The organism is Streptomyces sp. NPDC087428 (assembly GCF_044744085.1).
GTDB lineage: Bacteria > Actinomycetota > Actinomycetes > Streptomycetales > Streptomycetaceae > Streptomyces.
This window is the reverse complement of sequence record NZ_JBIUXR010000001.1, coordinates 663,495-689,290: the sequence shown is the minus strand read 5'-3', so window position 1 is coordinate 689,290 and position 25,796 is coordinate 663,495. Positions and strand designations below refer to the sequence as shown.

Annotated in this window: 31 protein-coding genes; 13 read left to right on the top strand and 18 right to left on the bottom strand. The window is 69.7% G+C overall.

Going from position 1 to position 25,796, the window contains the following annotated elements; genetic code table 11:
- Positions 1 to 109 precede the first annotated feature (109 nt).
- The 4 genes from ACIO3R_RS03180 (at position 110) to ACIO3R_RS03165 (ending at position 6,188) form a co-directional block, all read left to right on the top strand.
- Positions 110 to 1,735: a hypothetical protein gene (locus ACIO3R_RS03180; protein ID WP_402102754.1), complete on the top strand. Its 1,626-nt coding sequence runs from the start codon at positions 110 to 112 to the stop codon at positions 1,733 to 1,735.
- A gap of 149 nt (positions 1,736 to 1,884) precedes the next feature.
- Positions 1,885 to 3,903: a hypothetical protein gene (locus tag ACIO3R_RS03175; RefSeq protein ID WP_402102752.1), complete on the top strand. Its 2,019-nt coding sequence runs from the start codon at positions 1,885 to 1,887 to the stop codon at positions 3,901 to 3,903.
- Between the two features lie 337 nt (positions 3,904 to 4,240).
- Entirely contained in the window at positions 4,241 to 4,882 is a 642-nt protein-coding gene (locus ACIO3R_RS03170; protein WP_024489166.1) for an IclR family transcriptional regulator, read from the top strand.
- A gap of 517 nt (positions 4,883 to 5,399) precedes the next feature.
- Positions 5,400 to 6,188: a S16 family serine protease gene (locus ACIO3R_RS03165; RefSeq protein WP_402102750.1), complete on the top strand. Its 789-nt coding sequence runs from the start codon at positions 5,400 to 5,402 to the stop codon at positions 6,186 to 6,188.
- Here the strand turns inward: ACIO3R_RS03165 and ACIO3R_RS03160 are convergent.
- The 8 genes from ACIO3R_RS03160 to ACIO3R_RS03125 all read right to left on the bottom strand — a co-directional run bounded on the left by ACIO3R_RS03160 (position 6,118) and on the right by ACIO3R_RS03125 (position 12,725).
- The gene (locus ACIO3R_RS03160; RefSeq protein ID WP_402102748.1) at positions 6,118 to 7,473 is read right to left on the bottom strand and encodes an MFS transporter; all 1,356 of its coding nucleotides are present in this window, start codon (positions 7,471 to 7,473) and stop codon (positions 6,118 to 6,120) included. The two genes, ACIO3R_RS03165 and ACIO3R_RS03160, sit on opposite strands and share 71 nt — an antisense overlap.
- Positions 7,474 to 7,476: 3 nt before the next feature.
- Entirely contained in the window at positions 7,477 to 7,689 is a 213-nt protein-coding gene (locus ACIO3R_RS03155; RefSeq protein WP_385040803.1) for a hypothetical protein, read from the bottom strand.
- 15 nt (positions 7,690 to 7,704) lie between these two features.
- A complete protein-coding gene (locus ACIO3R_RS03150; protein ID WP_402102745.1) occupies positions 7,705 to 8,343 on the bottom strand; it encodes an ArsR/SmtB family transcription factor in 639 nt (212 codons plus the stop codon).
- A gap of 86 nt (positions 8,344 to 8,429) precedes the next feature.
- Positions 8,430 to 9,395 (bottom strand): glycine betaine ABC transporter substrate-binding protein, encoded by a 966-nt coding sequence (locus tag ACIO3R_RS03145; protein WP_385040821.1) that lies wholly within the window; start codon positions 9,393 to 9,395, stop codon positions 8,430 to 8,432.
- Between the two features lie 59 nt (positions 9,396 to 9,454).
- Complete coding sequence (locus ACIO3R_RS03140; protein WP_385040809.1) at positions 9,455 to 10,336, bottom strand: ABC transporter permease; 882 nt, start codon at positions 10,334 to 10,336, stop codon at positions 9,455 to 9,457.
- Positions 10,333 to 11,595, bottom strand: coding sequence for an ABC transporter ATP-binding protein (locus tag ACIO3R_RS03135; RefSeq protein WP_385040812.1), 1,263 nt, complete (start codon positions 11,593 to 11,595; stop codon positions 10,333 to 10,335). Before ACIO3R_RS03135 ends, ACIO3R_RS03140 begins: the two co-directional genes overlap by 4 nt.
- Positions 11,588 to 12,235, bottom strand: a complete 648-nt coding sequence (locus ACIO3R_RS03130; RefSeq protein WP_385040815.1) for an ABC transporter permease — start codon at positions 12,233 to 12,235, stop codon at positions 11,588 to 11,590. The genes ACIO3R_RS03135 and ACIO3R_RS03130 overlap by 8 nt, the downstream gene beginning before the upstream one ends.
- 16 nt (positions 12,236 to 12,251) lie before the next feature.
- A complete protein-coding gene (locus ACIO3R_RS03125) occupies positions 12,252 to 12,725 on the bottom strand; it encodes an Lrp/AsnC family transcriptional regulator (RefSeq protein ID WP_362966574.1) in 474 nt (157 codons plus the stop codon).
- A gap of 134 nt (positions 12,726 to 12,859) precedes the next feature.
- On the opposite strand from ACIO3R_RS03125, the gene hppD reads away from it, so the two are divergent.
- From hppD to ACIO3R_RS03105, 4 genes are all read left to right on the top strand, one after another.
- Positions 12,860 to 14,005 (top strand): 4-hydroxyphenylpyruvate dioxygenase, encoded by a 1,146-nt coding sequence (hppD, locus tag ACIO3R_RS03120; protein ID WP_402102739.1) that lies wholly within the window; start codon positions 12,860 to 12,862, stop codon positions 14,003 to 14,005.
- Positions 14,006 to 14,195: 190 nt separating this feature from the next.
- Positions 14,196 to 14,774: a carboxymuconolactone decarboxylase family protein gene (locus ACIO3R_RS03115; RefSeq protein WP_402102736.1), complete on the top strand. Its 579-nt coding sequence runs from the start codon at positions 14,196 to 14,198 to the stop codon at positions 14,772 to 14,774.
- Positions 14,771 to 15,640 carry an RNA polymerase sigma-70 factor gene (locus ACIO3R_RS03110; protein WP_402102733.1) on the top strand — a complete coding sequence of 290 codons (870 nt, stop codon included), beginning with the start codon at positions 14,771 to 14,773 and terminating at the stop codon, positions 15,638 to 15,640. The genes ACIO3R_RS03115 and ACIO3R_RS03110 overlap by 4 nt, the downstream gene beginning before the upstream one ends.
- Positions 15,641 to 15,737: 97 nt before the next feature.
- Positions 15,738 to 15,983, top strand: coding sequence for a DUF2283 domain-containing protein (locus ACIO3R_RS03105; protein WP_402102730.1), 246 nt, complete (start codon positions 15,738 to 15,740; stop codon positions 15,981 to 15,983).
- A 104-nt stretch (positions 15,984 to 16,087) separates the two neighbouring features.
- On the opposite strand, the gene ACIO3R_RS03100 is transcribed toward ACIO3R_RS03105, so the two are convergent.
- Entirely contained in the window at positions 16,088 to 16,855 is a 768-nt protein-coding gene (locus ACIO3R_RS03100) for a hypothetical protein (protein WP_385034971.1), read from the bottom strand.
- A gap of 340 nt (positions 16,856 to 17,195) precedes the next feature.
- Between ACIO3R_RS03100 and ACIO3R_RS03095 the strand changes: the two genes are divergently transcribed.
- Positions 17,196 to 17,477 (top strand): hypothetical protein, encoded by a 282-nt coding sequence (locus ACIO3R_RS03095; RefSeq protein ID WP_402102726.1) that lies wholly within the window; start codon positions 17,196 to 17,198, stop codon positions 17,475 to 17,477.
- A 263-nt stretch (positions 17,478 to 17,740) separates the two neighbouring features.
- Here the strand turns inward: ACIO3R_RS03095 and ACIO3R_RS03090 are convergent, their stop codons facing one another.
- The 7 genes from ACIO3R_RS03090 to ACIO3R_RS03060 form a co-directional block, all read right to left on the bottom strand.
- Positions 17,741 to 17,944 carry a DUF397 domain-containing protein gene (locus tag ACIO3R_RS03090; RefSeq protein WP_402102724.1) on the bottom strand — a complete coding sequence of 68 codons (204 nt, stop codon included), beginning with the start codon at positions 17,942 to 17,944 and terminating at the stop codon, positions 17,741 to 17,743.
- Between the two features lie 243 nt (positions 17,945 to 18,187).
- Entirely contained in the window at positions 18,188 to 18,628 is a 441-nt protein-coding gene (locus tag ACIO3R_RS03085) for an NUDIX domain-containing protein (protein WP_402102721.1), read from the bottom strand.
- Positions 18,629 to 18,924: 296 nt separating this feature from the next.
- Positions 18,925 to 19,188, bottom strand: a complete 264-nt coding sequence (locus ACIO3R_RS03080; RefSeq protein ID WP_402102718.1) for a hypothetical protein — start codon at positions 19,186 to 19,188, stop codon at positions 18,925 to 18,927.
- Entirely contained in the window at positions 19,185 to 19,772 is a 588-nt protein-coding gene (locus tag ACIO3R_RS03075; protein WP_402102715.1) for a hypothetical protein, read from the bottom strand. The genes ACIO3R_RS03080 and ACIO3R_RS03075 overlap by 4 nt, the downstream gene beginning before the upstream one ends.
- An 87-nt stretch (positions 19,773 to 19,859) precedes the next feature.
- On the bottom strand, positions 19,860 to 21,047 hold the full coding sequence (locus tag ACIO3R_RS03070) for a helix-turn-helix domain-containing protein (protein WP_385034959.1): 1,188 nt from the start codon (positions 21,045 to 21,047) through the stop codon (positions 19,860 to 19,862).
- Positions 21,048 to 21,127: 80 nt separating this feature from the next.
- Complete coding sequence (locus ACIO3R_RS03065; RefSeq protein WP_402102971.1) at positions 21,128 to 21,766, bottom strand: HAD family hydrolase; 639 nt, start codon at positions 21,764 to 21,766, stop codon at positions 21,128 to 21,130.
- 12 nt (positions 21,767 to 21,778) lie between these two features.
- Entirely contained in the window at positions 21,779 to 22,072 is a 294-nt protein-coding gene (locus tag ACIO3R_RS03060; RefSeq protein ID WP_402102711.1) for a hypothetical protein, read from the bottom strand.
- A gap of 356 nt (positions 22,073 to 22,428) precedes the next feature.
- On the opposite strand from ACIO3R_RS03060, the gene ACIO3R_RS03055 reads away from it, so the two are divergent.
- The gene (locus tag ACIO3R_RS03055; protein ID WP_402102708.1) at positions 22,429 to 23,202 is read left to right on the top strand and encodes a glycosyltransferase family 2 protein; all 774 of its coding nucleotides are present in this window, start codon (positions 22,429 to 22,431) and stop codon (positions 23,200 to 23,202) included.
- A gap of 119 nt (positions 23,203 to 23,321) precedes the next feature.
- On the opposite strand, the gene ACIO3R_RS03050 is transcribed toward ACIO3R_RS03055, so the two are convergent.
- Complete coding sequence (locus ACIO3R_RS03050; protein ID WP_402102705.1) at positions 23,322 to 23,519, bottom strand: DUF397 domain-containing protein; 198 nt, start codon at positions 23,517 to 23,519, stop codon at positions 23,322 to 23,324.
- A 26-nt stretch (positions 23,520 to 23,545) separates the two neighbouring features.
- On the bottom strand, positions 23,546 to 24,397 hold the full coding sequence (locus ACIO3R_RS03045; RefSeq protein ID WP_385349359.1) for a helix-turn-helix domain-containing protein: 852 nt from the start codon (positions 24,395 to 24,397) through the stop codon (positions 23,546 to 23,548).
- A gap of 241 nt (positions 24,398 to 24,638) precedes the next feature.
- Between ACIO3R_RS03045 and ACIO3R_RS03040 the strand changes: the two genes are divergently transcribed.
- From ACIO3R_RS03040 to ACIO3R_RS03030, 3 genes are read left to right on the top strand one after another with little or no spacing between them, the layout of a single operon-like run.
- Positions 24,639 to 24,929, top strand: a complete 291-nt coding sequence (locus ACIO3R_RS03040; RefSeq protein WP_385036373.1) for a hypothetical protein — start codon at positions 24,639 to 24,641, stop codon at positions 24,927 to 24,929.
- Positions 24,926 to 25,348: an ATP-binding protein gene (locus ACIO3R_RS03035; RefSeq protein WP_402102700.1), complete on the top strand. Its 423-nt coding sequence runs from the start codon at positions 24,926 to 24,928 to the stop codon at positions 25,346 to 25,348. The genes ACIO3R_RS03040 and ACIO3R_RS03035 overlap by 4 nt, the downstream gene beginning before the upstream one ends.
- Positions 25,338 to 25,793 (top strand): hypothetical protein, encoded by a 456-nt coding sequence (locus ACIO3R_RS03030; RefSeq protein ID WP_402102697.1) that lies wholly within the window; start codon positions 25,338 to 25,340, stop codon positions 25,791 to 25,793. Before ACIO3R_RS03035 ends, ACIO3R_RS03030 begins: the two co-directional genes overlap by 11 nt.
- Positions 25,794 to 25,796 lie beyond the last annotated feature (3 nt).

The following is a 25,796-nucleotide window of genomic DNA, read 5'->3' as shown; positions in this document are numbered from 1 at the left end:
AGAAAGGATCAATTCGGTCTCTCTTGACTTCTCTGCACGTGACCTCCTCAATATGCGCAATCAATGGGCCATGAAAGGGTGTCAGGTGATCCGACGACGAAGACCCGGGGTGACCGGTCTGCTCGCAGCCTGCTTCGTACTGTCGCTGGGCTGTGTCGGGGCCGCCGCGCCGCTTCCCCCGTACCACGCCACGGCGGCCGCGGCCGGTACGGTCACCCCGACCGTCCACTGCACCCTGCCCGCGGGCCAGGGAGAGGCGACCGGGCCGCAGAAGATGACCGTCGAGCTGTCGCCCGCGGTCGTCGCCCCGGGCGGCAAGGTGCACGCCGAGGTGACGCTCGGCCCGTCCCCCGCAACCAGCGCCATCGACCTGTACGACGTGCCGACCATCCCCAGCCTCGACCTCGCGATGTCCGGCGGGGCCACCGGCACCGTCACCGTGCGGGGCGCCGAGTTCACCATGGACGTCCCGGCCGGGAAACCCATCGAGATCCCCACGTACGAGGGCGACTTCCTGGTCCCGGCGGACGCCTCCGGTGAGATATCGCTCGCGCCGATCCGCACCCTGACCCAGACCAAGGTGCTCGGATCGGTCTTCGAGACACCATGCGACGTCGTCGGCGACGTGGGCAGCGTCGGTACCGTCACGGCGGAGGGTTCCGCTTCCGAGCCCGCCACCCTGAAGGCCCCCGCCGATCCGGTGCGCCCGAACACCGCGGTCAAGCTGCGCGGTTCGCGGTGGACACCGGACGGCACCCCCGTACCGTCGCTCTGCGCGGTGGGCGGTGGCGGCTGCGACCCGCTGAAGTTCGCCTCGCACACCCTGCGGATCGACTCCTACGGCACGCTCACCGGAACCGCGACCCTCGGCGAGGCCGGGGCGGTGCCCGACGGCAGTTACGAGGTGAAGGTCAACGACGGCACGAAGGAGGCCACCGCACCCCTCACCGTCAAGGCCGTCGCCGCCGGCAACCGGGAGATATCGCTGTCCTCCGACAGCGGGCCGGTCGGCAGCGTGGTCACCGTCAGCGGACGGAACTACAACCCGGACCGCTGGATCAACATCATCGGCCTCGACGCCGCGGGCGGCGGGCTCGACGACAGCGCGGTCTACGTCAAGAGCGGTGCGGACGGCACCTTCGCCGTCGAGTTCACCGTCATCTCCGATGCCGTCGTCGCCGTCCAGGCCGACGAGGGCAACGACCCGGCGACCGTACGCACGGCGCCGTTCACCGTCACCACGGAGGGCGGCGGCGGCGGAGGCGGCGGCGAGAGCGAGCAGCGGCTGACCACCGAGGTCAGGGCCGGGACGCTGTCCATGACCCAGGCCGGTGACACCGTCGACTTCGGCACCACGGTCCTGGGCACGGACACCGGTGTGCAGAAGGCCCGGCTCAACCGGGTCGAGGTGGAGGACGCCCGCGGCGTCAACAGCGGATGGTCGCTGACCGCCACCCTCACCGGATTCAGCAGCGCCGACGGGAACACCATCCCGGCCGACGCCGTGCGGTGGACCCCGGCCTGCACCGCGCAGCCGGGGAGCGTGGGGGCGCCGGTCGCCGGATCGCCCGCCGCGCTCGGGAGCGAGGCGGCGAGCCTCTGCCGGATGAATCCGGACGGATCACGTCCGTTCACCGGCGGCCGGTTCGACGCCGACGCCGGCCTCGCGCTCACCGTTCCCGAATTCACCAGGCCCGGAGATTACAGCGCCACCCTGACACTGACCCTGCTGTAACGGGGTCGCCGGGGAAAACCCTTCCGGACGCCCGTCTGCTCCATACGGCAATGGAGCTGACGGGCGTTTCCCATTCCGCGTCCGGATCAACCGCGTCCGGATCACTCGTATGCGGATCATTCACATTCCGCTTCCTTTGGAGGAGCCGTATGTTCGCGTATCGCAGACCCGCCGGCCCGAGAGGGCCGGGTGGCGCGGCACTACGCCGCGCCGTCGCCCTCGGAGCCACGACCCTGCTCGTCTGGACCGGCGGATCCGCCGCCCTGGCACCCCTCGCACACGCCGGTACGGTCACCCCGACCGTCCACTGCACCCTGCCGGCCGGCCAGGGCGAGGCGACCGGGCCGCAGCAGATGAACGTCGAACTCACCCCCGACGTCGTCGACCCGGGCGGCAAGGTCCACGCGAAGGTGACGCTCGGCCCGTCCCCCGCCACCAGCGGGCTCAGCCTCAACGACGTGCCCACCACCCCGAGCCTCGACCTCGCGATGTCCGGCGGCGCCACCGGCACGGTGACCGTCACCGGACCCCAGGTCTCCCTCGACGTCCCGTCCGGGAAGCCGATCGAGATCCCGCCGTACGAAGGGGACTTCATCGTCCCCGCCAACGCGAGCGGGCCGATCTCCTTCACCCCGCTGCGCAATCTGACCCGGACGAAGGTGCTCGGCTCCAACTACGAGACACCGTGCGTCGTGACCGCCGGCGGCGGGTCCATCGGCACCGTCACCGCCGAGGGCAGCGCCGGGCAGCCGGCCACGCTGATCGCCCCCACCGCCCCGGTGCGGCCGTCCACCGCGATCACCCTCGCGGGCAGCCGGTGGACACCGTCCGCCACCCCCGTACCGTCGCTCTGCGCGGCGGACGGCGGCGGCTGCGACCCCGCCAAGTTCGCCTCCTCCACCCTCGCGATCAACGGCTCCGGGCAGCTGACCGGCAACGCGGTGCTCGCCGAGGCGGGCGCCGTACCGGACGGCTCGTACCTCCTGAAGGTCGGCGACGGCACGAAGGAGGCGACCGCGCCCCTGACCGTCCGGGCCTTCGTCCCCGCCGGGCCCCGGGCGATCGCACTGTCCCGCGGCAGCGGGCCGGTCGGCAGCGTCATCACCGTCACCGGGAGCAACTACCTCCAGGACCGGTGGATCAACACCGTCGCCCTCGACGCGAGCGGGGCGACCCTCGACGACACCGCCGTCTACGTGAAGAGCGGGTCCGACGGGAAGTTCAGCGTCGAACTCACCGTCTCCGACCCGGCGATCGCCGCGATCCAGGTCGACGAGGCCAACGACCCGGCGACCGTACTGACCACGCCGTTCACCGTGACCGAGGCCACCGCGACACTCTCGGCCGGCACGGCCAAGGTCAAACCGGGCGGGGCCATCGGCGTCTCCGGTGACGGATGGCCGTCCGGCGTCACCCCGGCCGCCGCGCTGTGCGCCGCCGACGGCAGCGGCTGCGACGCGGCCCGCATCAGCGGCTCCACCCTCAAGATCGCCGCCAACGGCACCCTCACGGGCACGGTCACCGTCGCCGCCGCCACCCCCCGCTCCGTGTACGCGCTCCGCGTCACCGCGGGCAGTTCACAGGCCCTCACCCAGCTGACCGTCTCCCCGACCTTCGTCGTCCTCACCCCGGCGGCCGGGCCGAAGGGCACCGCCGTCACCGTCCTCGGACAGGGCTTCGCCAAGGTGGCGACCGTGTCGATCGTCGGGCTGCGGGCGGACGGCTCCCAGACCTCCGACTCGGTGCGGACCAAGGTGGTCGGCCTCGACGGGGCGTTCTCGCAGACCTTCACCGTCAACGCGGCCGACACCGTCGCGATCCGGGTCCGGGAGGTCCTCGTCAACCCGCGCACCGAGACGGCCGCCTTCACCGTCCAGGACGGCACGGTCCCGGCCGGGGCGTCCTTCGCGCTCTCACCGCCCGAGGGGCCGGTCGGCACGGTGGTCCAGGTGACCGGCCGCGGCTTCGCGCCCGTCGCCACGGTCTCCGTGACCGGACGCACCGCGGACGGGAAGCAGACCGCCGACTCCTACGTCACCCGGATCATCGGACTCGACGGCACCTTCGCCCTCAACTTCACCGTCCGGGACCCGGCGACGAAGTCGATCCGGGCCTGCGAAGTGCTGGTGAACGGAAAAACTGTGCAGCAATTGTTCACCGTGAGTTAACGCCGGTTCACCTCCGGTGTACGGAGCGTCGCGAGGGAGTCGGCCGACATGGACGCGCGTAGATGCGCGCCGTGCGGCCGACGCCCCGCTGACCGGCACTTATGCTCGTCCGGCACAAGCGCTTTTCCGCAGGCGCCCGGATTCTGGACGAGGTCTTCCGCTGAGCGGACTGGCTCGCTACTGTCCCAAAAATGTGAACGCCCCGTGGCAACGCCGCCGCGGAGCGCAGCCGGTGCCTTGGCCAGGCCGGCGGCCTCTCCGTGCGTCGCCGCTGGGACCGGTGGCGCACAATCCGTGGGAACCAGCCGCCGCCGCTCACCAAAGAGGAGAGGGCGTCGTGACCGCGGAGACCTCGCAGACGCTCGACCGAGGACTGCGTGTCCTCAAGCTGCTTGCCGACACCGACCACGGACTGACGGTCACCGAGTTGTCCAACAAACTCGGTGTCAACCGCACAGTGGTCTACCGTCTGCTCGCAACCCTGGAACAACACACCCTGATCAGGCGCGACTTGGGCGGACGAGCCAGAGTCGGCCTGGGCGTGCTGCGCCTGGGCCGTCAGGTGCACCCGCTCGTCAGGGAAGCCGCGCTGCCCGCGCTGCGCTCCCTGGCCGAGGACATCGGGGCCACGGCCCACCTCACGCTCGTCGACGGCACGGACGCGCTGGCGGTCGCGGTCGTCGAACCGACCTGGACGGACTACCACGTGGCGTACCGGGCCGGCTTCCGCCACCCGCTCGACCGGGGTGCCGCGGGCCGGGCGATCCTCGCCGCACGGCAGAAGCCGGTGGGCGAGACCGCGTTCACCCTCACCCACGGCGAGCTCGAAGCCGGGGCGAGCGGCGCGGCGGCCGCGCTGATGGGGGTGACGGGAGTCGAGGGAAGCGTGGGCGTGGTGATGCTCGCGGACGCGGTCCCGGAGCGGGTCGGCCCCCGGGTCGTGGACGCGGCCCGCGAGGTCGCGGACGCGCTTCGCTAGCGCGGGGTGCGCTGCTCCGGGGCGCGGTTTTTTGTCCTCAATCGCCGGACGGGCTGGTTTGTGCGGGTGCCCCGCGGGGTGCGCCTGCGGTGCGGGTGGGGGGTTCGGTGCCCCTCCGGGGCGTCTCCTCGGACGACGAACGTGCGGCGGGTACGCGGACGGACCCGGGTATCCGTTCGTCGTCCTGCGGGGACTCCCCTGCACGGCCCCGAACCCGGCCGTCCCACGTCTGCGGCAGTCGCAAAGCCGGTGTGCAGACGCGGGTGATGCAGGGGTGGGGCCGTGCAGGGGAGTCCCCGCAGGAAATGGCGTACGACCCGGGCCCCCACGTACCCGGGTGAACACGCCATTTCTGAGGAGACGCCCCGGAGGGGCACCACCCCCCACCCACCGGACATGGCGCACCCCTGCGGGGTACCCGCACACAATCAAGCCCGTCCGGCGATTGAGGACAAAGACCCGCACCCCGGAACCCCGCACCGCACCCCACGCAGGCGCGGCCGGTTAGATTGGGCGGGTGCTCACACGTCTCTCGCGCCCCCGCACCCTCGCCCTCTGCGCCCTCCCCGTGCTCGCACTCTTCGGCGTGGCCGCCTTCGCGCCGCTGCCGTTCACGCTGGCGCAGCCCGGTACGACGGCGAATGTGCTCGGGGACGACCACGGCACACCGGTGATCACCATCGAGGGCACCCCCACCCGGCCCACCAAGGGCCAGCTGCGGATGACGACGATCGTGGCGACCGGGCCCGACGCCGATGTCGGGATCGGTGACGTGATCGACAGCTGGTTCCGTACGGACCGGGCGGTCATGCCCCGCGACTCCGTCTACCCGACCGGCGGCTCGGAGAAGCAGATCGAGAAGCACAACCTCGACGACATGGTGAAGTCGCAGGACTCGGCGGTGGACGCCGCCCTGAACTACCTCGGCAGGAAGCCCGGCTCGGTCGACGTCACTTTGCACCTCGCCGACGTGGGCGGCCCCAGCGCCGGCCTGTTCTTCGCCCTCGGCATCGTCGACAAGCTCGACGGCGACGGCTCCGGGGGCGACCTCACCGGCGGCCGCACCATCGCCGGTACCGGCACCATCCGGGCGGACGGCAAGGTCGGCGCGGTCGGCGGTGTCTCGCTCAAGACGCAGGCGGCCCGCCGGGACGGGGCGAGCGTCTTCCTCGTACCGAAGGCCGAGTGCAAGGAGGCGCACGCCGAGCTTCCCGACGGGCTCCGGCTGATCCCGGTCACGACCCTGAAGGGCGCGGTCTCCTCGCTGCGGGCGCTGGATCACGGGGGCAAGGTCCCGAGCTGCTGACGGGCTGCTCCACAGGGCCCGAGGGTTCGTCCGGACCGGTGCGCGGCTCGTCGTCCATCGTCCGCCAGGCCGGGAAGACCAGCGGGCTCAGCGTCGCGAGCAGGTAGACCCCGCCCATTGTCAGCAGCGCCCCCGGGGCGCCCGCGCTCTCCACCAGCAGTCCGGCCGCCAGCCCGCCCACCGGCATGGCCAGCTCGCACCCCGCGGTGATCGCCCCGGAGACCCGGCTGCGCAGCGCGTCGGGGACGCTCCCGTAGATCACCGTCGCCAGGATCGGGTTGAGGACGCCTCCAGCGACCCCGCTCAGCAGCATCGTCACGGCCAGCGGCAGTGTCGTCCCGGTCAGCGCCGCGACCAGGAACCTCGGCGCCCCGCACAGGATCACGCAGACGCTGAACACGGCCCGCCGCGAGTAGCGGTGCCCCACCGCCCCGTACAGCAGTGCCCCGGTCAGGCCGCCCGCGCCGAACAGCGCGGTGAGCAGCCCGAGATCCCGCGCCCCGCCCAGCTCGGCCGACGCGTGCACCGGCAGCAGCACGGCGTTCCAGCCCTGGTCGGTGCCGTTCATGAAAAGGACCATCACGACGACGCCCAGCAGGAGCCGGTTGCTGAGCAAGTAGGCGTATCCCTCGCGCAGTTCACGTTTGTAGGTGGGCAGGGAGATCGGTGCCGCGGCTGTGACGGGCTCGGCCGCGCGCACGCCCCGCAGGCCTGCCGCGATGAGTGCCGCGGAGGTGAGGAAGGTCGCCGCGTCCAGCAGCAGCACGGTCTCCGCGCCGACCAGTGCGATCAGCACCCCGGCCAGTGCCGCCCCGACCATCCTGGCCCCGCGCGAGACGGCGTCGAAGAGGCTGGCGGCGCGGGGGAGTGTGGTGCCGGCGTGTGTGGCGAGGTTGGGGACCAGGACGTAGCGCGCGGTGTTGCCGGGTGTGTGGAACAGCCCGTTGACGGCCATCAGGACGCAGAGCATCCAGAAGGCGAGTGCGTCGGCGTAGTGGAGCAACGGGATCGCGGCGACGGCGAGTCCGCACACCGTGTCGGAGGCGACGGAGACCCGGCGTCGGCCGATCCGGTCGATGACGGGCCCGCCGATCAGGGCGGAGACGACGATGGGGAGGGTCGCGCAGAAGGCGACGACCCCGGCCCGGCCGGCGCTGCCGGTGGTCTCCAGGACGAACCACGGAACGCCGATCAGGGTGAGTGAAGTCCCGGCTGTCGATATGGAGTTGGCGGTCAGTACGGCGACGAGCGGTATCCGGTCCGGCGTGTTCTTCCCCCCGTCCATGGACTAGGCCGGTCGAGGGGCGCCGGACGGTACGGCGGACCGGTCCGGTAGTACCCGCAGGCCCAGCTCGACCATGGTCCAGCCCAGCCGGGTCCGGATGCCCGTGCGCGGGGCGCGGGTGGCGGTGCGGGGGTGGGCGAGGCGGAACTCGTCCGCGTGGCGCCGCAGTTCGGCGGAGCGGAGGTCGTGGAGCTGAAGGTGCGTCTCGGGAAGCATGGCGTGGTGGTCCCTTCAGTCGGTGGGGCGGTCGGTGGGGCGGGGGAAGACGTGGAGGTGGGTGCGGACCAGGGCGGAGCCCTCGGTGCCCTCCGGGATCCGGCCCCGGTAGCTCTCGATGAGGTCGTGGACCTTCTCCGACAGTTCCAGGGAGAGTTCGGGCGTGAGGCGCACCTTGAAGTCGCTGAGGTCGGAGGAGCGGACCCACGCCTCGGGCCAGTCGTGCATGGTGCCGAGCCAGGTGTTCAGCTCCTGGGTGTGCAGAGTGGCGATCTCGTGCAGTACGACCCCCATGGCGCCGCGGACCTCCGGGTCCGGGTCGCGGAGGAAGTCCGCGGTGCTGTCGAAGGCCGTGCCCAGGTGGACCGCCTTCCACCACCGCTCGCGGCCCTTGCCGCGCTCCGGGTCGTCCTCCACGAAGCCGTACGAGGCGAGCTGTCGCAGGTGGTAGCTGGTGGCGCCGCTCGACTCGCCGAGCCGGTCCGCGAGACCGGACGCGGTGGCCGGCCCGAACTCCCGGAGGGTGTTCATCAGCCGCAGCCGCAGTGGGTGGGCCAGTCCGCGCAGGGTGCGGGCGTTCACCATGTGGATGTTCGGGGCGTCTGCCGGCGTGCTGTCCGGGCTGTCGTCCGGGCCGGCCTCGTTCTCTGCCATGCCAGAACCATAGACTTACAAAGAACTCTTTGCAACACGTTCTTTGCATCATTTTCTTTGGAACTCCGGCCGGGCTCCGCCGCCCCTCACTCCACCTTGATGAATCCCTCAGCCACCAGCCAGTCCTTCGCCACCTCGTGCGGGTCGTCCCCGTCGACGTCCACCTTGGCGTTCAGCGTCTGCGCGACCTCCGTGGTCAGCCGGGCGCTGAGGGGGTCCAACAGGGCTGCGATCACCGGGTACTTGTCGAAGGTCGGGGTGTGGATGACGGGCGCCGCGTTGTAGTTGGGGAAGAAGTGCTTGTTGTCCTCCAGCACGTCGAGCTTCATCGCCTTGATCCGGCCGTCGGTGGTGAACACCTCGCCCAGCAGGCAGGAGTTGGACTTGGACACCTGGGTGTAGACGATCCCGGCGTCCATCTTCTTGATGTTGCCCGCCGGGACCGTCATCCCGTACGCCTTCTCCATGCCCGGCAGCCCGTCGTTGCGCGAGGCGAACTCGTTCTCCACACAGATCGTCACCGCCGAGGGGTCCTTCTTCGACAGCGCGGCGACGTCGGAGAGCGTCTTCAGGTGGTACTTCGCGTTGTTCTTCTTGCTGATGGCGAGCGCGTACGTGTTGTTGAGGGTGGACTGCGGCAGCCAGGTCACCCCGTTCTTCCGGTCCGCGTCGCGCACCGCCTCCCACTGCTTCAGCGGGTTGGTGATCGGCTTCGAATGCCCCAGATAGGTGATCCAGGCGGTGCCCGTGTACTCGTACATCGCATCGGCGTCGCCCTGGATGATCGCCTCGCGGGCGCTGATCGACCCGGGCAGGTTCGTCCGGTCGAGCACCTCCGCCCCGGCGGCCTTGAAGATCAGACCGATCATCTGGCCCAGGATGATGTTCTCGCTGAAGTTCTTCGAGGTGACGGTCAGCGAGGCACCCTTCAGCGGCTCCCCCTTCCCCACGGACCCCGGCGTCACGTCGTCGACCATCGGCGACCCGCTCTTCAGGCCGCACCCGGAGAGCACCAGTGCCAGCGCCACCGCGCCCACCAGCCCGGTCCGCAGCCCGCCGGTCCGCACCGCGGTCCGTACCCCGCGCCTCGTACGCTGCCCCACCCGGCCCATCACCCCGCCTCCAGTCCGCGCGGCGTCAGCGCCACCTCGACCAGCGAGGCCAGCCAGTCCACCAGCAGCGCCAGCACCACCGTCAGTACGGAGCCGAGCACCAGCACCGGCATCCGCTGGGTCTGGATGCCCGAGGTGATCAGGTCCCCGAGCCCGCCGCCGCCCCCGAACGTGGCCAGGGTCGCCGTGCCCACGTTGAGCACCAGCGCGGTCCGCACCCCGGCCAGGATCAGCGGCACCGCGAGCGGCAGTTCGACCTTGGTGAGCGTCCCCGTCGCCGACATCCCGATCCCGCGCGAGGCCTCCACCAGGGTCGGCTCGATCGCCTTCAGGCCCGCGACCGTGTTGGAGAGCACCGGCAGCACCGCGTAGATCACCATGCCCGTGATCGCGGTCGACGGGCCGATGCCCAGCCAGATCACCAGCAGCGCCAGCAGACCGATCGCCGGGGTCGCCTGCCCGATGTTGGCGACGGCCGTGACGACCGGGGCGCCCTTGCTCAGCCCCCGCCGGGTCAGCGCGATGCCCAGCGGAATGGCGATGATCAGCACCCAGAAGGTGGAGATGGCGGTCAGCCTGACGTGCTGCCACCAGCGCAGCTGGACCGTGTCGCCCGCGAGCGAGTTCCGCGCGATCGCGTCGAGGTGGATGGTGTTGATCCACACGTACGTGAGGACCAGGACCACCGCGAGTACCGCCGGCGTCACCACCAGCTTGCGCCAGGTGATCCGGCGGGCCGGCCGGGCCGGGGGAGGCGACGGCTCCTCCTCCTCGTCACGGAAGGCGTGGCCCTTGACGTCGTGCTCGCCCGGCGGGCGGTCCTGGTCGGACGCGGGGCCGGGGCCGGTGCGACGGGAGCCGGACGGAGAGCTGGGGGTCATCCGTCCGCACCGCCCTCCAGCTCCTGCACGGTCTGATGGGCGCGCAGCTCGTGGAGTTCGTGCTCGTGCTCGATGGCGGTGAGCCGGTCGGCCTCCAGCAGTTCGTGCACGGAGTTCATCAGGGTGTGCATGTCGACGACCCCGATGAACTCGCCGCGCCGCCCGGTCACCGCGACCCGCCCGCCGCTGTCGATCAGCACCGCCTCCAGGGCGTCGTGCAGCGTCGCGTCCCTGGTCACCGTGTCGTGCACCAGCTGCCCGGCCCGCGCCAGCGAGCCGCGGGCCCGCATCAGGTCACCGCGCCGCAGCCACTTGTAGGGGCGGTTGCGGCGGTCCAGCATCAGCAGCTCGTTGTGCGGGCCGCTGCCCAGCTTGTTGAAGATCGACTGGAGCGGGTCGTCGACCGTCACCGTCGGGAACTCGGCGATCTCCACGTCCCGCACCCGGGTGAGGTTGAGCCGCTTCAGCGCCGCACCGGCCCCGACGAAGCCCGAGACGAAGTCGTCCGTCGGGTTGGTCAGGATGGCCTCCGGGGTGTCGAACTGCGCGATGTGCGAGCGCTCGCGCAGCACGGCGATCCGGTCGCCCAGCTTGATGGCCTCGTCGAAGTCGTGGGTGACGAAGACGATCGTCTTGTGCAGTTCGTGCTGGAGCCGGATCAGTTCGTCCTGGAGGTGGTCGCGGGTGATCGGGTCGACCGCGCCGAACGGCTCGTCCATCAGCAGCACCGGCGGATCGGCGGCCAGCGCCCGCGCCACGCCCACCCGCTGCTGCTGGCCGCCGGAGAGGCCGCGCGGATAGCGGCCGTGGTACTCGCGCGGGTCGAGTCCGACCAGGTCGAGCATCTCCTCGACCCGGTCCTTCACCTTCGTCTTCGACCAGCCGATCATCTTCGGGACCAGGGCGATGTTCTCCGCGACCGTCATGTGCGGGAAAAGCCCGGACGACTGGATCGCGTACCCGATCTTCCGGCGCAGCTTCACCGGGTCCATGTCGGTGACGTCCTCGTCGCCGATCCTGATGCGGCCGGACGTCGGCTCGATCAGCCGGTTGATCATCTTCAGGGTGGTCGACTTCCCGCAGCCGGACGGGCCGACGAGGATCACGGTCTCGCCTGCCTTGATGTCCATCGAGACGTTGTCCACGGCCGGGTTCGGATTGCCCGGGTAGAGCTTGGTCAGGTTCTCCAGCTGGATGGTGGCACCGGAGGTGGCGTTCACGGCGGGTCTCTGTCCGGCTTCCGCCGCGGTCTCAGACACGGATCCCCCTCGGGATGGTGAGCCGCCCCAGCAGGACGTACGCGGCGTCGAAGAGCAGGGCGAGTACGACGATGCCGAGCGTGCCCGCGAGCACCTGATTGATCGCGTTGGCACTGCCCAGCGAGGCGATACCGCGGAAGATCTCGTTGCCGAGCCCCGGCCCGGAGGCGTACGCGGCGATGGCGGCGATGCCCATCAGCATCTGGGTGGAGACCCGGATGCCGGTGAGGATGGGCGGCCAGGCGAGCGGCAGTTCCACCTTGCAGAGCCGGGCCGTCCGCGACATGCCGATGCCCTTCGCCGCGTCCACGAGCGCCGGATCGACGCCGCGCAGACCGACGATGGAGTTACGGACGATGGGCAGCAGCCCGTACAGCGTCAGAGTGATCACGGTCGGCGCCACACCGAGTCCGACCAGCGGGATCAGCAGACCGATCGCGGCGAGGGACGGAATGGTCAGGACCGCCGCCGTCGAGGTGATCGCCAGTGAGCCGCCCCAGCCGCTGCGATAGCTGACGACGCCGATCAGGACGCCCAGCACGGTCGCGATGACCATGCACTGGAACACGGCGCTGACGTGCTGGAACGCGTCGGTGAGCAGCTGCTGGTGCCGATTGCCCAGATACTCCCAGAAGCTCAACTCGGCACTCCTCGGCTCAGTCGGTGTCCCGCGCCGCCTGCTCGACGAGCGGGATGATGCGCAGGGGTACGGGGTTCTCCATGACGATGGCCGTGGAGGCCCGGACAATGCCATCAAATCCGACAACCAGGTCGATCACCCGTTGGAGATCCGCGTTGGAACGGGCCACGAGCCGGCAGAACATATCGCCCTGCCCGGTAGTGGTGTGCAGTTCAAGCACTTCCGGTACGCCACCCAAGTGCGCCCGTACGTCGGCCCCTTGGCCCTGTTTGATCTCCAGCGTCGCGAAAGCGGTGACCGGGTAGCCGAGGGCCGCCGGGTCCACGTCCGGGCCGAATCCGCGAATGACGCCATTCGACTGAAGGCGGTCCAGCCTCGCCTGCACGGTCCCGCGCGCCACGCCGAGCCGGCGCGAGGCCTCCAGTACACCGATCCTGGGCTCACGCGCCAGCAGCACGATGAGCCGCCCGTCCAGATGATCGATCGCCACGGTCCGCCTCCGGGTAGTCCCTGTCATGGTCAGCATGTACAGATAGCCCGCCCATCATGAGCATGCACTGCACAGACTGCCCAGCGATTTCGCGAACTGTTGCGCACCTTGCAAAGCGGCGAGAGCCTACGGACATGACTGAGACGACGCACAGCATCCCCGACAGTGCACGGCAGGCCGACCCCTTCCCGGTCAAGGGAATGGACGCCGTCGTCTTCGCCGTCGGCAACGCCAAGCAGGCCGCGCACTACTACTCGACCGCCTTCGGCATGAAGCTGGTCGCCTACTCCGGGCCGGAGAACGGCAGCCGCGAGACGGCCAGTTACGTCCTGACCAACGGTTCCGCCCGCTTCGTCCTCACCTCCGTCATCAAGGCGGCCACGGACCACGGCCGCTTCCTCGCCGACCACGTCGCCGAGCACGGCGACGGCGTCATCGACCTGGCCATCGAGGTCCCGGACGCCCGCGCCGCGTACGCCTACGCGGTCGAGCACGGCGCCCTCGGCCTCACCGAGCCCCACGAGGTGAAGGACGAGCACGGCACCGTCGTCCTGGCCGCCATCGCCACGTACGGCAAGACCCGCCACACCCTCGTCGAGCGCACCGGCTACGACGGCCCCTACCTCCCCGGCTACTCCGCGGCCGCGCCGATCGTCGAGGCGCCCGCCAAGCGGACCTTCCAGGCCATCGACCACTGCGTCGGCAACGTCGAGCTCGGCCGGATGAACGAGTGGGTCGGCTTCTACAACAAGGTCATGGGCTTCACCAACATGAAGGAGTTCGTGGGCGACGACATCGCCACCGAGTACTCCGCGCTCATGTCCAAGGTGGTCGCGGACGGCACCCTGAAGGTCAAGTTCCCGATCAACGAGCCGGCCGTCGCCAAGAAGAAGTCCCAGATCGACGAGTACCTGGAGTTCTACGGCAGCGCCGGCGTCCAGCACATCGCGCTCGCCACGAACGACATCGTCGCCTCCGTGCGCGCGATGCGCGCGGCCGGCGTCCAGTTCCTGGACACGCCGGACTCGTACTACGACACGCTGGGCGAGTGGGCGGGCGAGACCCGGGTGCCGGTGGAGACGCTGCGCGAGCAGAAGATCCTCGTGGACCGCGACGAGGACGGCTACCTGCTCCAGATCTTCACCAAGCCGGTCCAGGACCGGCCGACGGTGTTCTTCGAGATGATCGAGCGCCATGGCTCGATGGGCTTCGGCAAGGGCAACTTCAAGGCCCTGTTCGAGGCGATCGAGCGCGAGCAGGAGCGCCGCGGCAACCTCTGAGCGGTGCGGGGGGCACGAAAGCGGGCGGGCCGGAGCTTCCGGCCCGCCCGTCGCGGGTTGTCGCGGCCGCGCGGGATGCCGGGCACTGGCGTGCCGGCAACGGGCGCGCGATGGTGGCTGTCACATCCGCGGGCCCGGCGGTGTCTTCATGCCGAACAGCCGGACAGGCGAATCGACTGAGGAGAACACCATGACCCCCCGCGTTCCGAAGGCCGAGCTCAGCACCGAGATGAGCGAGAACATGATCAAGCAGCTCGGCGTCGTGGCCGAGCCCGTCGAAGTCGTGTGGCACAACCCCGAGGTGGCCCTGTCCAACCTGGAGTTCTCGGCCAGGCTGGGCGCGTGGAACGCGGCCGACGCGAGCCTCAAGTCGTTCGCGCACATGGCCGTCGCCTCGCAGGTCGGCTGCGCCTGGTGCCTGGACGTCGGCTACTTCCAGGCACAGAACCAGAACCTGGACCTGACCAAGGCGAGCCAGGTGCCGCGCTGGCGGGAGTCGGAGGTGTTCACGCCGCTGGAGCGGGACGTCCTGGAGTACGCCGAGGCCATGACGAACACGCCCCCGACCGTCACCGACGAACTGCACGCGGGCCTGCTCGACCGGCTCGGCGCGGCGGCGATGGTCGAACTCACCGCGTACATCGCCTTCGTGAACATGGCGACCAGGAACAACAACGCGAACGGGATCTCGTCGCAGGGCCTCTCCGACGCCTGCGAGATCCCCCTCGCCGCGCGCACCCAGGGCTCCGGCGCGGCGTCGGCGTCATGACGGCAGAGGATCCGTTCGTCACCCATCGCGGCCTCCTGTTCACCGTCGCCTACGAGATGCTCGGGTCGGCGGCCGACGCGGAGGACGTGCTGCAGGAGTCCTGGCTGCGGTGGGCCGATGTCGACCGGTCGCAGGTGCGCGAGCCGCGCGCGTACCTCGTCCGGACCGTCACCAGGCAAGCGCTCAACCGTCTGCGAGCCCTGTCGCGCAGCCGTGAGGACTACGTGGGCGAGTGGCTGCCGGAACCGCTGCTGACCAGCCCGGACGTCGCCGAGGACGTCGAACTCGCGGAGAGCGTCTCGATCGCGATGCTGACCGTCCTCGAAACGCTCGGGCCGACCGAGCGGGCGGTGTTCGTGCTCCGCGAGGTCTTCGAGCTGCCGTACGGCGAGATCGCCGAGGCCACCGGGAAGTCCGCGGCCGCGGTGCGGCAGATCGCGCGCCGGGCCCGCGAGCACGTCGCGGCCCGCCGGCCGCGGGTGCGGGTGAGCCGGTCGGAGCAGCAGGCCGTGGTGGACCGGTTCCTACTGGCCCTGCGGACGGGGCAGTTGCAGGACCTGCTGGAGGTGATGGCGCCGGACGTGGTCATGATCGCCGACGGTGGCGGGATCGTACCGGCCGTACTGGCTCCGATCCACGGGGCCGACACGGTGGCACGGCTGCTCGCGACCGCGAACCGGAAGGTGGCCGTGCTCAGGACGACGACCGTGTCACTCAACGGCGCCCCCGCTGGGCGGATCGAGTTCGACGGCGAACCCTCCGCGGTGAGCCTCGTGGTGGAGGACGGGCGGATCACCCGGATCTACGTGGTGCGGAACCCGCGGAAGCTGACGCGGATCGATGAACCGGCCGAGATCAGCAGGTGAGCGTGTTGCTGTTCCGGCAGCTCCTGCGCGAACTCCGTTGCAGAACGCCCCATATCAGCGCCACCGCCATCAACGACAGCGAGGGAGCCCGCTCACCGTGGCAGACGTCAGAATCACCTACGACAAGAGCGTGGACGCGGCGTACGTATGCCTCACTGAACCGCAGGCCCGAGTGAAGTCGGCGTGCATGTATCCCCGCGATCCGGTGGACGTCGACGGCATGATCAACCTGGACTTCGACGAGCAGGGCCGCCTCATCGGCATCGAGGTGTTGGCGGCCAGTTCAAAACTGCCCGAGTACTCGCTCCGGTCCGCGGATCGGCTGGATACCGACGGTGCGTGAGGCGGCCGAGCGCCGCGCCTTGCGTCCGAGAGCCCCTTCCGCACGGCGGATCGGACCCTGCCTGTTGTCAGACCTGTCAGTAATCACCATCGGGTCTTGACCTTTCAGGTCAGGCGGGTGCGAGCGTGGCTGTCGCGGTCGAAGGCGAGCCGGAACTGTGGGAAGCGTGCCCTCTTCGGATCCAGCAGATCGATCAGGGTGACCAACTGCTTCTGCAGATCCTGCAGACGGGTGACGGCCGGGGCGGTGTCCGCAGCGAGCCGGTCCATGTCCGCCAGCAGGACGGAGAACCACTCGGCGAAGCCGTTGTCGTGCTCCAGCTTCGCGCAGAACTCCGCGTAGCCCAGACAGCGGCGCCGACCCGGCTCACCCTCGGGGTGGATCATCAGTTCGCCGATGGCTCGCTGCTGGACGCGGAACAGGCGCAGCTCATTGCTCACCGTGTCGATCCTGGCCAGGCTTGCGCCGATCCGTGAGATCTGCAGCATGATCTGTGTGTTGACGCGGCTTCTGCCGAGGTCGAGGAACTGGATGTCGCGGCGCAGGATCTCCACCCAGCCCAGGTATTCGGCGAGCACGAAGACCGTGCTGCGTCGTACGAACTCGGCCTCGCGGTCGGTGCCCCGTGTGAGGAAGGACGTCATGAAGCCGACGCCGCGCGAGGGGTCCTGGTCGACGACGTGACCGTGCAGGATGTTGTAAAGCCTGGTCTGCAGATCGAACGTGGCCCACGCCAGGGACGCCCCGTACCGGTCCATGTAGTTGCGTTGCTCCCATGACCGCAGGCGGCGTTGCTGCCAGTAGCTGAAGAGCGCGGCGACAGCCGCACCGCAAACGGCGACGATCGCCGAGACCAAGGACAACGAGTCCATACATTCCCCCCCCGGGCACGGTGTCATCGTGCGCCGCCAGGCTATGGGACAACCCTGTCCACCTTCGAGGGTGGGACCCAGCACTCGTCAAAGTTCAGTGGCAAACGGTCAAGGTCGGCTGTCACAGGTCAATTGCGTGAGCTCATTGGGCGCGTCGGCTGCCTGTCGTTATTCACGGACCGAGGGTGTCCGCCGGCGCTGAACCCTGAGCGCCGAGTACCACCCTGCCGTTTCCACGGTCGGCGCCGCGCCCATGAAAGGCTGACTGGTTCTGTCGCCGCGTACCGGCCGGGATGCTGTGTGCCGCATGCATGTGTTCCGCCCATCCGAAGGAGTACCCGTGCGATTCCGCACCTTCGCCGTCGCGACCCTGCTCGCCGCCGCCTCGTTCACCCAAACCGGCACGGCCACGGCCGCTACCCCTGTCCCCACGGCGTCGCAGCGCAACGTGGCCGACGACGAAGGATGCCCCCTCCCCGGGGCCCAGCAGACGAACGGCACGGGGTTCGACACCTGCGTCCCCGGCGGCGAATGGGTCTACCAGGACTGCCCTCAGGGAACCGCTTCCGTCCAGGGCTGGGGTGCGGCCAAATGGCACATCTGGTGCGTCGTTCCCGAATGACGGATGGCCACTCCGAGGACGCGCGGAGCCGCCGCTCACCGTTGCGATGTTTCCCGAGGCCGGCCACCTCCGGTTCAAGCGCCCAGCATCGTCCGTAGCCGCCGCTGGGCGCCGAACCAGCTCTGCCGGTACGCGCCCGAGGCGTGAGCAGGAACGCCGTGGCAATCTCTGATCGATGCCAGGGGTGACGACGACGGGGAATCACAACGGGCGGGCCGGATTCTTCCGGCCCGCCCGTCGCGGTTGTCACGGCCGGCGTGCGCTCAGCGGAGCTGCTTGGCGTCCGCGACGAAGGCGGCCCAGGCCCGGTTGGCCAGGATGAGGGCGGGGCCGGTGGGGTTCTTGCTGTCGCGGACGGCGGTGCGGGTGGTGAGGCCCGCGACCTCTATGCAGTCGCCGCCCGACGATCCGCCGCCGCTGTAGCTGCTCTTGCGCCAGATGGCACTGGCGAGTTCGGGAGCGAGCATGGTGGATAGCTCTCTTTCTGGCGGCTCCAGCCTGACTCCGATCCGGTGGATGAGGTCATGACTGGCCACGGGCGCAATGACCGCCGGTCTCGACGATTCGAACGCGAATATATGAAGGCCGTTTCGTCTGGTCTCATAACGGAAGCGCCACTCACCCCTGCTGCGCAAGGCCGCCCCACTCTCATGCCCTAGATACGAGGCGCCCGTTCGCGCGTGAGATGGCGACGACGGGGTGCCGCGTGCTCAGTGGGTGATCAGTTCCCGTACGGCGTCGCTGACCCCGGGGAGTTGGGCCCGGTCGGCCCAGATGTGGTCGTCGTGCTCGGTGAGGGTGATCGGCGCGGTCTTCTCGACGGTGACCCCGAACGTGAGCTGGCGGGTGAGGGCGCCACTCCTGGAGGTGTAGTCGAACTGCCCGAGGTAGGCGGTGATCCGGTCGATCGTGAGGCCGGTCTCCTCCTCGGTCTCCCGCAGCAGAGCCTGGTCGAAGTCCTCGCCGGGCTCGACCTTCCCCGAGGGCAACTCCCAGAGACCCGGCATGAAGTCGTCGGCAGGCCGCCGGAGCAGGAGGACGCGTTCTCCGTCGGCGATGATCGCGGCGACGACGAATCGGGCAACCCCGGCCTCCTGGGCGTCGAGGAGCAGGCCACGGGCGAACGAGGGGTCGGCGAAGGGGGAGGTCACGTCAGCAGCTCCTTGTGGTGGTCGCTCACCTTGCCGGCCGCGCGGACGTACTGCTCGGCCAGCTTCAGATCCTGGTCACGATGCCAGACGGGGAGTTTGATCGTGTGCGCGTGGGTGTGCTCGGCTCCGCGACCGGGAAGTCCCCGGCCCTGTAGCGGCGGGGGCGTGCGGGTAGCCGGGGAATACTTACGTCGGGTGCTGGTACTCCGCTGCCGCTGAGGCTTCTCTTGCGATGATCGCTGCGGTCGATGTTGAACTCACATCTGTACCGCAGGTGACGCAACTCGGAGTCTGCGTCATCGGCATTCCTCGCGCAGCGGGTTGCCGGGGGCGGGAGTGACACGGAGGAGAGACGTGGTGATCGCGCGATAGCCACGGTGGTCCGGGTTGCGCCCGGTGTGGCGGAGTGCCCAGTCCTCCGGCGAGGTCCGGTTTTCGGACGGCTCCGACGATTCGTGGCACGTGGTGCATTCGGTCTCGTGCACCGGGCCCGACGCACCGGGCTCGCGGTCGACAGTGATCGCCCAGTCCGCCAGACGGAGCACGGAACGGGGGCTCATGCGGGCCGCTCCGTCCTCGGCCCGAGGATGACTGCGGTCGATGCCACCAGGGCTGTACGCAGTTTCACAGGATCGGTGACGACGCGCGCGGCTGTCGGTTCCCGCAGCCAGTGCAGGCCATCGTCGTTGGCGTTCAGGGGCGGCACGGTCACGTACGTCGTGACCCCACAGGGAACCGTGCCCTGGACGGACCAGCCGTCCGACGTGCCGACAGTGGTGAGGAAGTACAGGATGCGGGACCAGGAGTCACTGATCACGGCACCGCAGCCGTCGCTCATGGCCTCCACGGCCGACCGGCCGAGGCTGTAGGGGACACGCACCGCATCCCAGTGCTCTCCGGCTCCGACCGTCCACACCGTGCCGTCCGGCGGGAGCCAGGGCAGACCGGCTGCAGCGGTGACGTCAGGCCGGCAGCCGCAGGTGACGATGGGCCAGACACGGTCCCTCCCGGCCAGAGTCACCGTGCCGGCGGCGTACAACGTCGAAGCCACGGACCCGCAGCCGAAACACGCCTCGCCGTGTAACCGGGCCAGGCTGATCGACTCGTTGATGACGGTGGATGGTTTGGCTTCCGAATCGCTCACGACTGGTCCCATCTGCCCGTTTCGTTGACAGGGCAGATCATGGGCTGCTGCACGCGGCACAAGTACCCCGACGAGGGGTACCTCGCATCAGTCGGCGTGGCACCACTCCGCGAAGTTCGTCAGCGTCTCCGAGTCCGCGCGCTTCAGGCGCCGCAGGGTGGCCGCGTCTTCCCGCACCCAGGGGTGTTCCCGCGTGTGCTGCGGGGCGATCCGGCGTGCGACCTTCAGGGACTCGAAGGCATCGTCGCCGCGTCCGCCCCACAACTGTGCGCGGGCGAGTTCGATCCAGAAGCCGGACCGGCGCTCAGCCGGAAGCGTCGCGGGCGGCGTCCATTCGCGGGCCACGTCGAAGGCTCGCTGAACGTGTCCGTCGCCGAGGCTGACGGCGACGGACACCTCGTGAATGCGGACACTGTCCGGCCCGAACGCCGTGCCTTGGTAAACGCCCTCCCGTACGCGGTCGCCGAGAGCGCGGGCTTCCTTGAGGTGTTTGTCAGCGGTGTCTCCCCGGCAGGCGCGGCCGGCGATGACGGCAGCCCGCATGTGCAGTGCCCCGCGGGCAGCGATGGCCGGAGGTCCCGAGGCCGGTGGGCAGGCGTCGATGGCCTGCTCCAGGGCTTGAAGCCCGGCCGTGTGGGCGCGGGCGGCGAAGAACGTCTCGGTGCGCACGTACCCCACCGCGGCCGCGAGCAGCGGATCCTGAGCGCCAGGTGCGGCCCATCGCATGAGTTCGACCAAACGAGCGGACAAGTCCCGGGCCTGGTACTTGTAGGCGACGGCGTCAGCTGAGCGGTACGCGGTGACGAGCAGTCCTGCCACCTCCTGCGCCTCCAGGAGCGGTGCGGAGGCGGCGGCGCGGGAGAGTTCGGCCAGCAGGTCCGGTACTTCGCGGGCGATCTGCAAGTACTGGGCGGACAGGCGCCACGCTGTCGTCCGGGCGACTGATGTGCGCAGCTCCGCCACGGAGCGAACCGGTCCGTCGACCGGCATGTCGTAGGTCGCGATCGCCGCCGACAGCGCGGGCAGCGCGTCCCGGATGCGGGTGGAGACGTGCTCGCGGTCCGCGACGAGGCGCGACGGGTCGACGCCGAGTGCCGCAGCGATGGAGTCGAGGGTGTCGTCGGTGACGCCTCGTTCTCCTCGCTCGATCTTACGGATGGTGCCGAGGGCGACGTTGGCGCGGTCAGCGAGTTGCTGCTGCGTCATTTTCGGGCGGGCGATCCTGCGGTAGTAGGCGATGCGTCGGCCTACCGCGGCCGGTGAAATGGACGGCACAAGGCGAACTTACTCGTCGATTCCCGGCTTGGCGGACGGACTGCCCTCCCTGAACTCTCAGGTGGGGCAGTTGGTTTGCATCACTCGGTCACGAGGTCGGCGAGGTCGGCGAGCGAGGAGATCGACCAGTCTGCCGCCGCGCGCACCTCAGGGTCGTCGGCCCACCAGTACCCCCAGGGGCCACGCCGCAGGTGGGCGGTTCGCAGGCCGGCCACCTTGGCCGGGAAGACGTCGTTCGCGGGGTGGTCGCCGACGTACAGGGTGCCCCCTGCCGGGGCGCCGGACACGTCGAGGACGCGGGCGAAGAATTCCTTCGACGGTTTGGCGCAGCCCCACTGCTCGGACGTTGTGATGAGGTCCGCGGGCAGTTCCAGCGACTGGAGCAACTCGCCTGCGCGAAGGGTCTGGTTGCCCGCGATGACGACCCTGAGGCCGAGCTCGCGCAGCGCGGCGAGCCCAGGCCGTACGTCTGCGTAGAGGTCGGTCTCGTCCAGGAACTCGCCCTTGCCGGCTGCCTCGCGGGCGGCGTACTCGGCGGCGATGTCGATTCCCGGCTTCAGGAGGCGGAGAGCGTCGGCGTTGTCGTGGCCCTGGCTGACAACCGCGCCGACGAGTGCGGAAAGGGTGTGTCCGGGTACGCCCAGCCAGTCGGCCCAGGAGGCCCAGTAACGGTCATCTCGTACGAGGGTCTCGCCGATGTCGAACACGATCGTCTCAATCACGGCGCGACCCTACGGCCGACGCCCCGCGCCGGAAGAACGCCGACCACGCCGTACGCGGATACGCTCCGGCGCCGGGATGCCGTCGAGGCAGGTCTGGATCATCCAGTCCCGGCCGATCACCTCGTGCGACCAATCCGCGGCGAGCACCCGCGGCATCAGCGGCGCGATCACCGCGAGCCAGGGCTGGCCGGCGTACTCGTTCCGCATCAGGTGTCGCTCGCTGCGGAACTGGCGGCCTTCCTCCGGCGCGACCCGCAGGACCACCGGTTCCGCCCGTCCGGCCAGCGTCACGCGGTAGGACATTGTTGTACATCCCCGTGCCCAGCTCGACTGCCGAGGCAGCCACGGCCGCAGGCCCGAAGGCGCGGCGACAGATCTGCCCAATCTCCCGGGCGGTCAGTGACTGCTGGAACGCTCCCGAGGCGCGCTCGATCGGCTGGAAATCCATGCCGCACAGAATGCCCCGCTCGACGGCCGCTCGTCACACCCAACGCGTACAGCGACACGGCGGATACGAGTCCGTCCTCGACATCCTCGACGGGCCGACGAGCCAAGGGGGCCTGCACAGCCTCACCGGCGACGGCATCCTTCATGTCAGCTCCTGCTCGACTGCGGTGCTTGAATGGACCGTCGTTCCTGATCCGGCAAGGAGATGTGCTGTGCCCCTGGTGTCTGTCGTGATGCCCGTGTACAACTCGGCCGCGACGTTGAGCGCAGCGGTCCGGTCGGTGCTCACACAGACCCATAGCGATCTGGAACTGCTGGTCACCGACGACCAGTCCTCCGATGGCTCCATGGACCTGCTCCGTCAGATTGCCGCCCAGGACAAGCGTGTCCTGCCGGAGTCGGCGCCCGAGCGGGGTGGTGCGGGCCGGGCCCGCAACCTCGCGATCGAGCGGGCCCGCGGGGACTACATCGCCTTCCTCGACAGCGACGACATGTGGCTGCCGGAGAAGACCGAGAAACAGCTCGCCTTCGCTGCCGAGGCGACTGCGCCTTTGACGTTCACCTCGTACTTCAAGATGGACGCCGACTACGACGGCGGGAGCACCGACTGGGTTCCGAACGGGCGGGTGGTCCGTGCGCGGGCGCACGTGGACTACCGCGCGATGCTGATCCAGGACCACATCGGTGCTCTCACCGCCATGTACGACCGCAAAGCCCTGGGCACGAGGCTGATGCCGGAGATGCGCAAGCGCCAGGACTACGCCCTGTGGCTGTCGATCATGCGGGACGGCGCTGATGCCCGGGGCCTTGCCGAGCCGCTTGCGGTGTACAGGGCCCACCAAGCGGGATCGCTGTCCTCCAACAAGCTGTCGCTCGTCCCGTACAACTGGAACTTGTACCGCGAGCACGAGCATCTGTCGGTCCCACGGTCGACGCGGGCACTGGCCGGCGCCGTGTGGCAGTCGCTGCGCAACTCGCGCATTTGACTCAGAGCACGGGCCCGGGAGCCGAGTGCGCGGCAACCTCTGAGCGATGCCGGGATACGAAGACGGGCGGGCCGGATTCTTCCGGCCCGCCCGTCGCGGTTGTCACGGCCGGCGTGCGCTCAGCGGAGCTGCTTGGCCTCCGCGACGAAGGCGGCCCAGGCCCGGTTGCCCAGGACGAGGGCGGGGCCGGTGGGGTTCTTGCTGTCGCGGACGGCGGTGCGGGTGGTGAGGCCCGCGATCTCCAGGCAGTCGCCGCCGTCGGAGCTGTAGCTGCTCTTACGCCATCGTGCGGTCCCGATCTCGGGGGAGTGGGTCATTGGTTGGCCTCTCGTCTTAAGCGTTGTTACATGTCTCGTCGCACCTTGGTGATCAAGGTCAGGCTGTCTTTTGGGTTCAGCGCAACGGCCTGGAGAGAGTCAAAGATCAGCCCGTAGGTGTCTGCCTCATCGGGGCTCTCCAGGTAGTAGGTCCCCGTCCGATGCTCGAGACAGGCAACATCAGTGATCGATGAGTGCGGGAAGCTGAAAAGAACGAACGATCCCGTCAGACCTGCGTGGGCTCCAGCGTGGTCAGGAATGACTCGTATCTCCACGCTGGGATGCTCAGTCATCGTCGCCAAGTGCTCAAGCTGCTTGCGCATGGCCGCAGCGCCTCCCACCTGTAGCCGAAGAGCGGCTTCGCTCTGAACGACACAGAGGCGAGGCGGTTGGGCGCGGCTCAGGATCTCCTGCCGATTGATGCGTGCTGTCACCAGCGCATCAATCGCTGCCTGGTCCAGCTTTGTTGGAGAGACGGCGATGACGGCCTGGGCGTATTCCGGCGTTTGGAGAAGCCCGGCGATCAGATTGCCCTGGTAGGAGCGGATGCGGTCGGCGGTCTCCTCGTAGCTGATGAAGTCGGTGTACGACGGACGCACGCGGGCCGCACGCTGTACCCATGCCGGCTCCCGGCTGCGCCGGGCAAGCGACACCATGGCTTCGACGTGGTCAGGGTCCTCCACACCGTAGAACGTCAACAGGTCGCGCAGCTCGCCCAGGGAGATGCCGAGTCGGGCGTTCTCGATCCGACTGATCTTCGACCTGTGGCAGCCGATGCGCTCGGCAGCCTCCTCCGGCTTCTTCCCGGCGGTCTCACGGAGCTCAATCAGGGTGGCGGCCAGTCGGCGCCGTAGGACGGGTGGTCGCGGTTCGGCCACGAGCGGCCCCCTTTCGTGCGTGGCAACGAACAAAGACTAGTGCGCAGAAAAGATCTTGGAACATTTTCCTTCTGATTGGGTTGCAGTCGGGATGGGTTCGGGGGCAATCTAGGTCACGTAGCTCAGCGTGATCGATCGATCGCACTCGGGTTGCGCGGCGCTGTGCGCAGCGCCCACGCAAAGACCCCCGCGACCTGCACCGGTCCGGGGGCGTGGCCCACGCCCTCACAGGAGCGTCGACATGAAGCATGTTATCGACTGGCTGTTTGGTCCGCTGCTGCGGTCCATGAAGTCGTCCCCTCAATTCCGCCCCCTCCCACCGCCCTTCCCCGTCAAACCTCGGTCCGGCGCCATCGTCCTGGCGGACGCGCGGCTGGCCGCCGCGCCCGGCCCGTACTCACCCGCCGCCTGGGCCCGCTGGGAGCGCGCCGCGAACCGGCAACGGCGCGCGCGCCGAACCGTGTTGTGGCTGGCCGCTCAAGGCGTCGAGGCAAGGCCGGCATTCATCCACGGTGTGGCGGTGAAGTGGTGACGCCGGATCAGGTGGTGCGGCGGTGGAGCCGTCATCCCCGGCAGGTCGGCCGGGCACGCACCGAACTGCGTACGACGCTCTCCGGCTGGGCGCTGGATTCGGTCGCCGACACCGCGTTGCTCGTCCTGTCGGAGTTGCTCACCAACGCCGGGCGGCACGCCCGGGTCTCGCCGGGGCGGGAGATCGAGACCCGCTTCGTCCGGCTGCCGGACGGGGTGCGGATCGAGGTGCACGACGCCTCGTCCGTCCGCCCGGCCGGCCGCGAACCCACGCTGGACGCCGACGGCGGGCGCGGGCTGTTCCTGGTGGCCGCGCTGGCCGACCGGTGGGGGAGCGCTAACCGCAACGGCCCGGGGAAGGTCGTCTGGGCGGAGTGCGGGCTGCCCGTGGCGGGCGGGGGTGCGCCGGGTGGCGACTGAACAGCTGCGGTGCGCGGTACGGGTGGCGCGTGGCGACCTCGTACACGTGCGGGGCGAGTGGCGTGAGGTGTGTGCCGTGCGGCTGGACCGGTACGCGACCGGCGGCATGGCCGTGGTGCTGACCTTCGCCGGAGGGGGCCGCCCGCTGCGGGTGCCCGCCGATCGCCCGGTCACCGTATCGGCACCGGAGCCGCCGAGGCGGCCGGGCTGGACGTTCGTCGAGGACGCGTCCGACAGCCCGGCGGTGCACGAGACGGAGTGCACCACGTGTGGGGAGGGCCCGGAGCCCGCCGCGTCGCAGGACATTGCCGTACGGCACCTGTGGTGCGCCGAGCACGCGGCCCGGACGGGGCACACCGGGTTCCTGGCCCTGCGCGTCGGGCTGCTGCGCGCGGTCGCGGTGGGCGGGGTCGGACACGGGCGTGACGAGTGCGGCGGCGGCTGATCC

Excerpts from the sequence above, each read along its gene's own strand:
- ACIO3R_RS03100 (WP_385034971.1), bottom strand. The coding sequence starts at position 16,855 with ATGGACTCGTTGTCCTTGGTCTCGGCGATCGTCGCCGTTTGCGGTGCG.
- ACIO3R_RS03175 (WP_402102752.1), top strand. The coding sequence starts at position 1,885 with ATGTTCGCGTATCGCAGACCCGCCGGCCCGAGAGGGCCGGGTGGCGCG.
- hppD (WP_402102739.1), top strand. The coding sequence starts at position 12,860 with ATGACTGAGACGACGCACAGCATCCCCGACAGTGCACGGCAGGCCGAC.
- ACIO3R_RS03040 (WP_385036373.1), top strand. The coding sequence starts at position 24,639 with ATGAAGCATGTTATCGACTGGCTGTTTGGTCCGCTGCTGCGGTCCATG.
- ACIO3R_RS03050 (WP_402102705.1), bottom strand. The coding sequence starts at position 23,519 with ATGACCCACTCCCCCGAGATCGGGACCGCACGATGGCGTAAGAGCAGC.
- ACIO3R_RS03155 (WP_385040803.1), bottom strand. The coding sequence starts at position 7,689 with ATGCTTCCCGAGACGCACCTTCAGCTCCACGACCTCCGCTCCGCCGAA.
- ACIO3R_RS03110 (WP_402102733.1), top strand. The coding sequence starts at position 14,771 with ATGACGGCAGAGGATCCGTTCGTCACCCATCGCGGCCTCCTGTTCACC.
- ACIO3R_RS03060 (WP_402102711.1), bottom strand. The coding sequence starts at position 22,072 with ATGTCCTACCGCGTGACGCTGGCCGGACGGGCGGAACCGGTGGTCCTG.
- ACIO3R_RS03115 (WP_402102736.1), top strand. The coding sequence starts at position 14,196 with ATGACCCCCCGCGTTCCGAAGGCCGAGCTCAGCACCGAGATGAGCGAG.
- ACIO3R_RS03080 (WP_402102718.1), bottom strand. The coding sequence starts at position 19,188 with ATGAGCCCCCGTTCCGTGCTCCGTCTGGCGGACTGGGCGATCACTGTC.
- ACIO3R_RS03160 (WP_402102748.1), bottom strand. The coding sequence starts at position 7,473 with ATGGACGGGGGGAAGAACACGCCGGACCGGATACCGCTCGTCGCCGTA.
- ACIO3R_RS03150 (WP_402102745.1), bottom strand. The coding sequence starts at position 8,343 with ATGGCAGAGAACGAGGCCGGCCCGGACGACAGCCCGGACAGCACGCCG.
- ACIO3R_RS03090 (WP_402102724.1), bottom strand. The coding sequence starts at position 17,944 with ATGCTCGCTCCCGAACTCGCCAGTGCCATCTGGCGCAAGAGCAGCTAC.
- ACIO3R_RS03140 (WP_385040809.1), bottom strand. The coding sequence starts at position 10,336 with ATGACCCCCAGCTCTCCGTCCGGCTCCCGTCGCACCGGCCCCGGCCCC.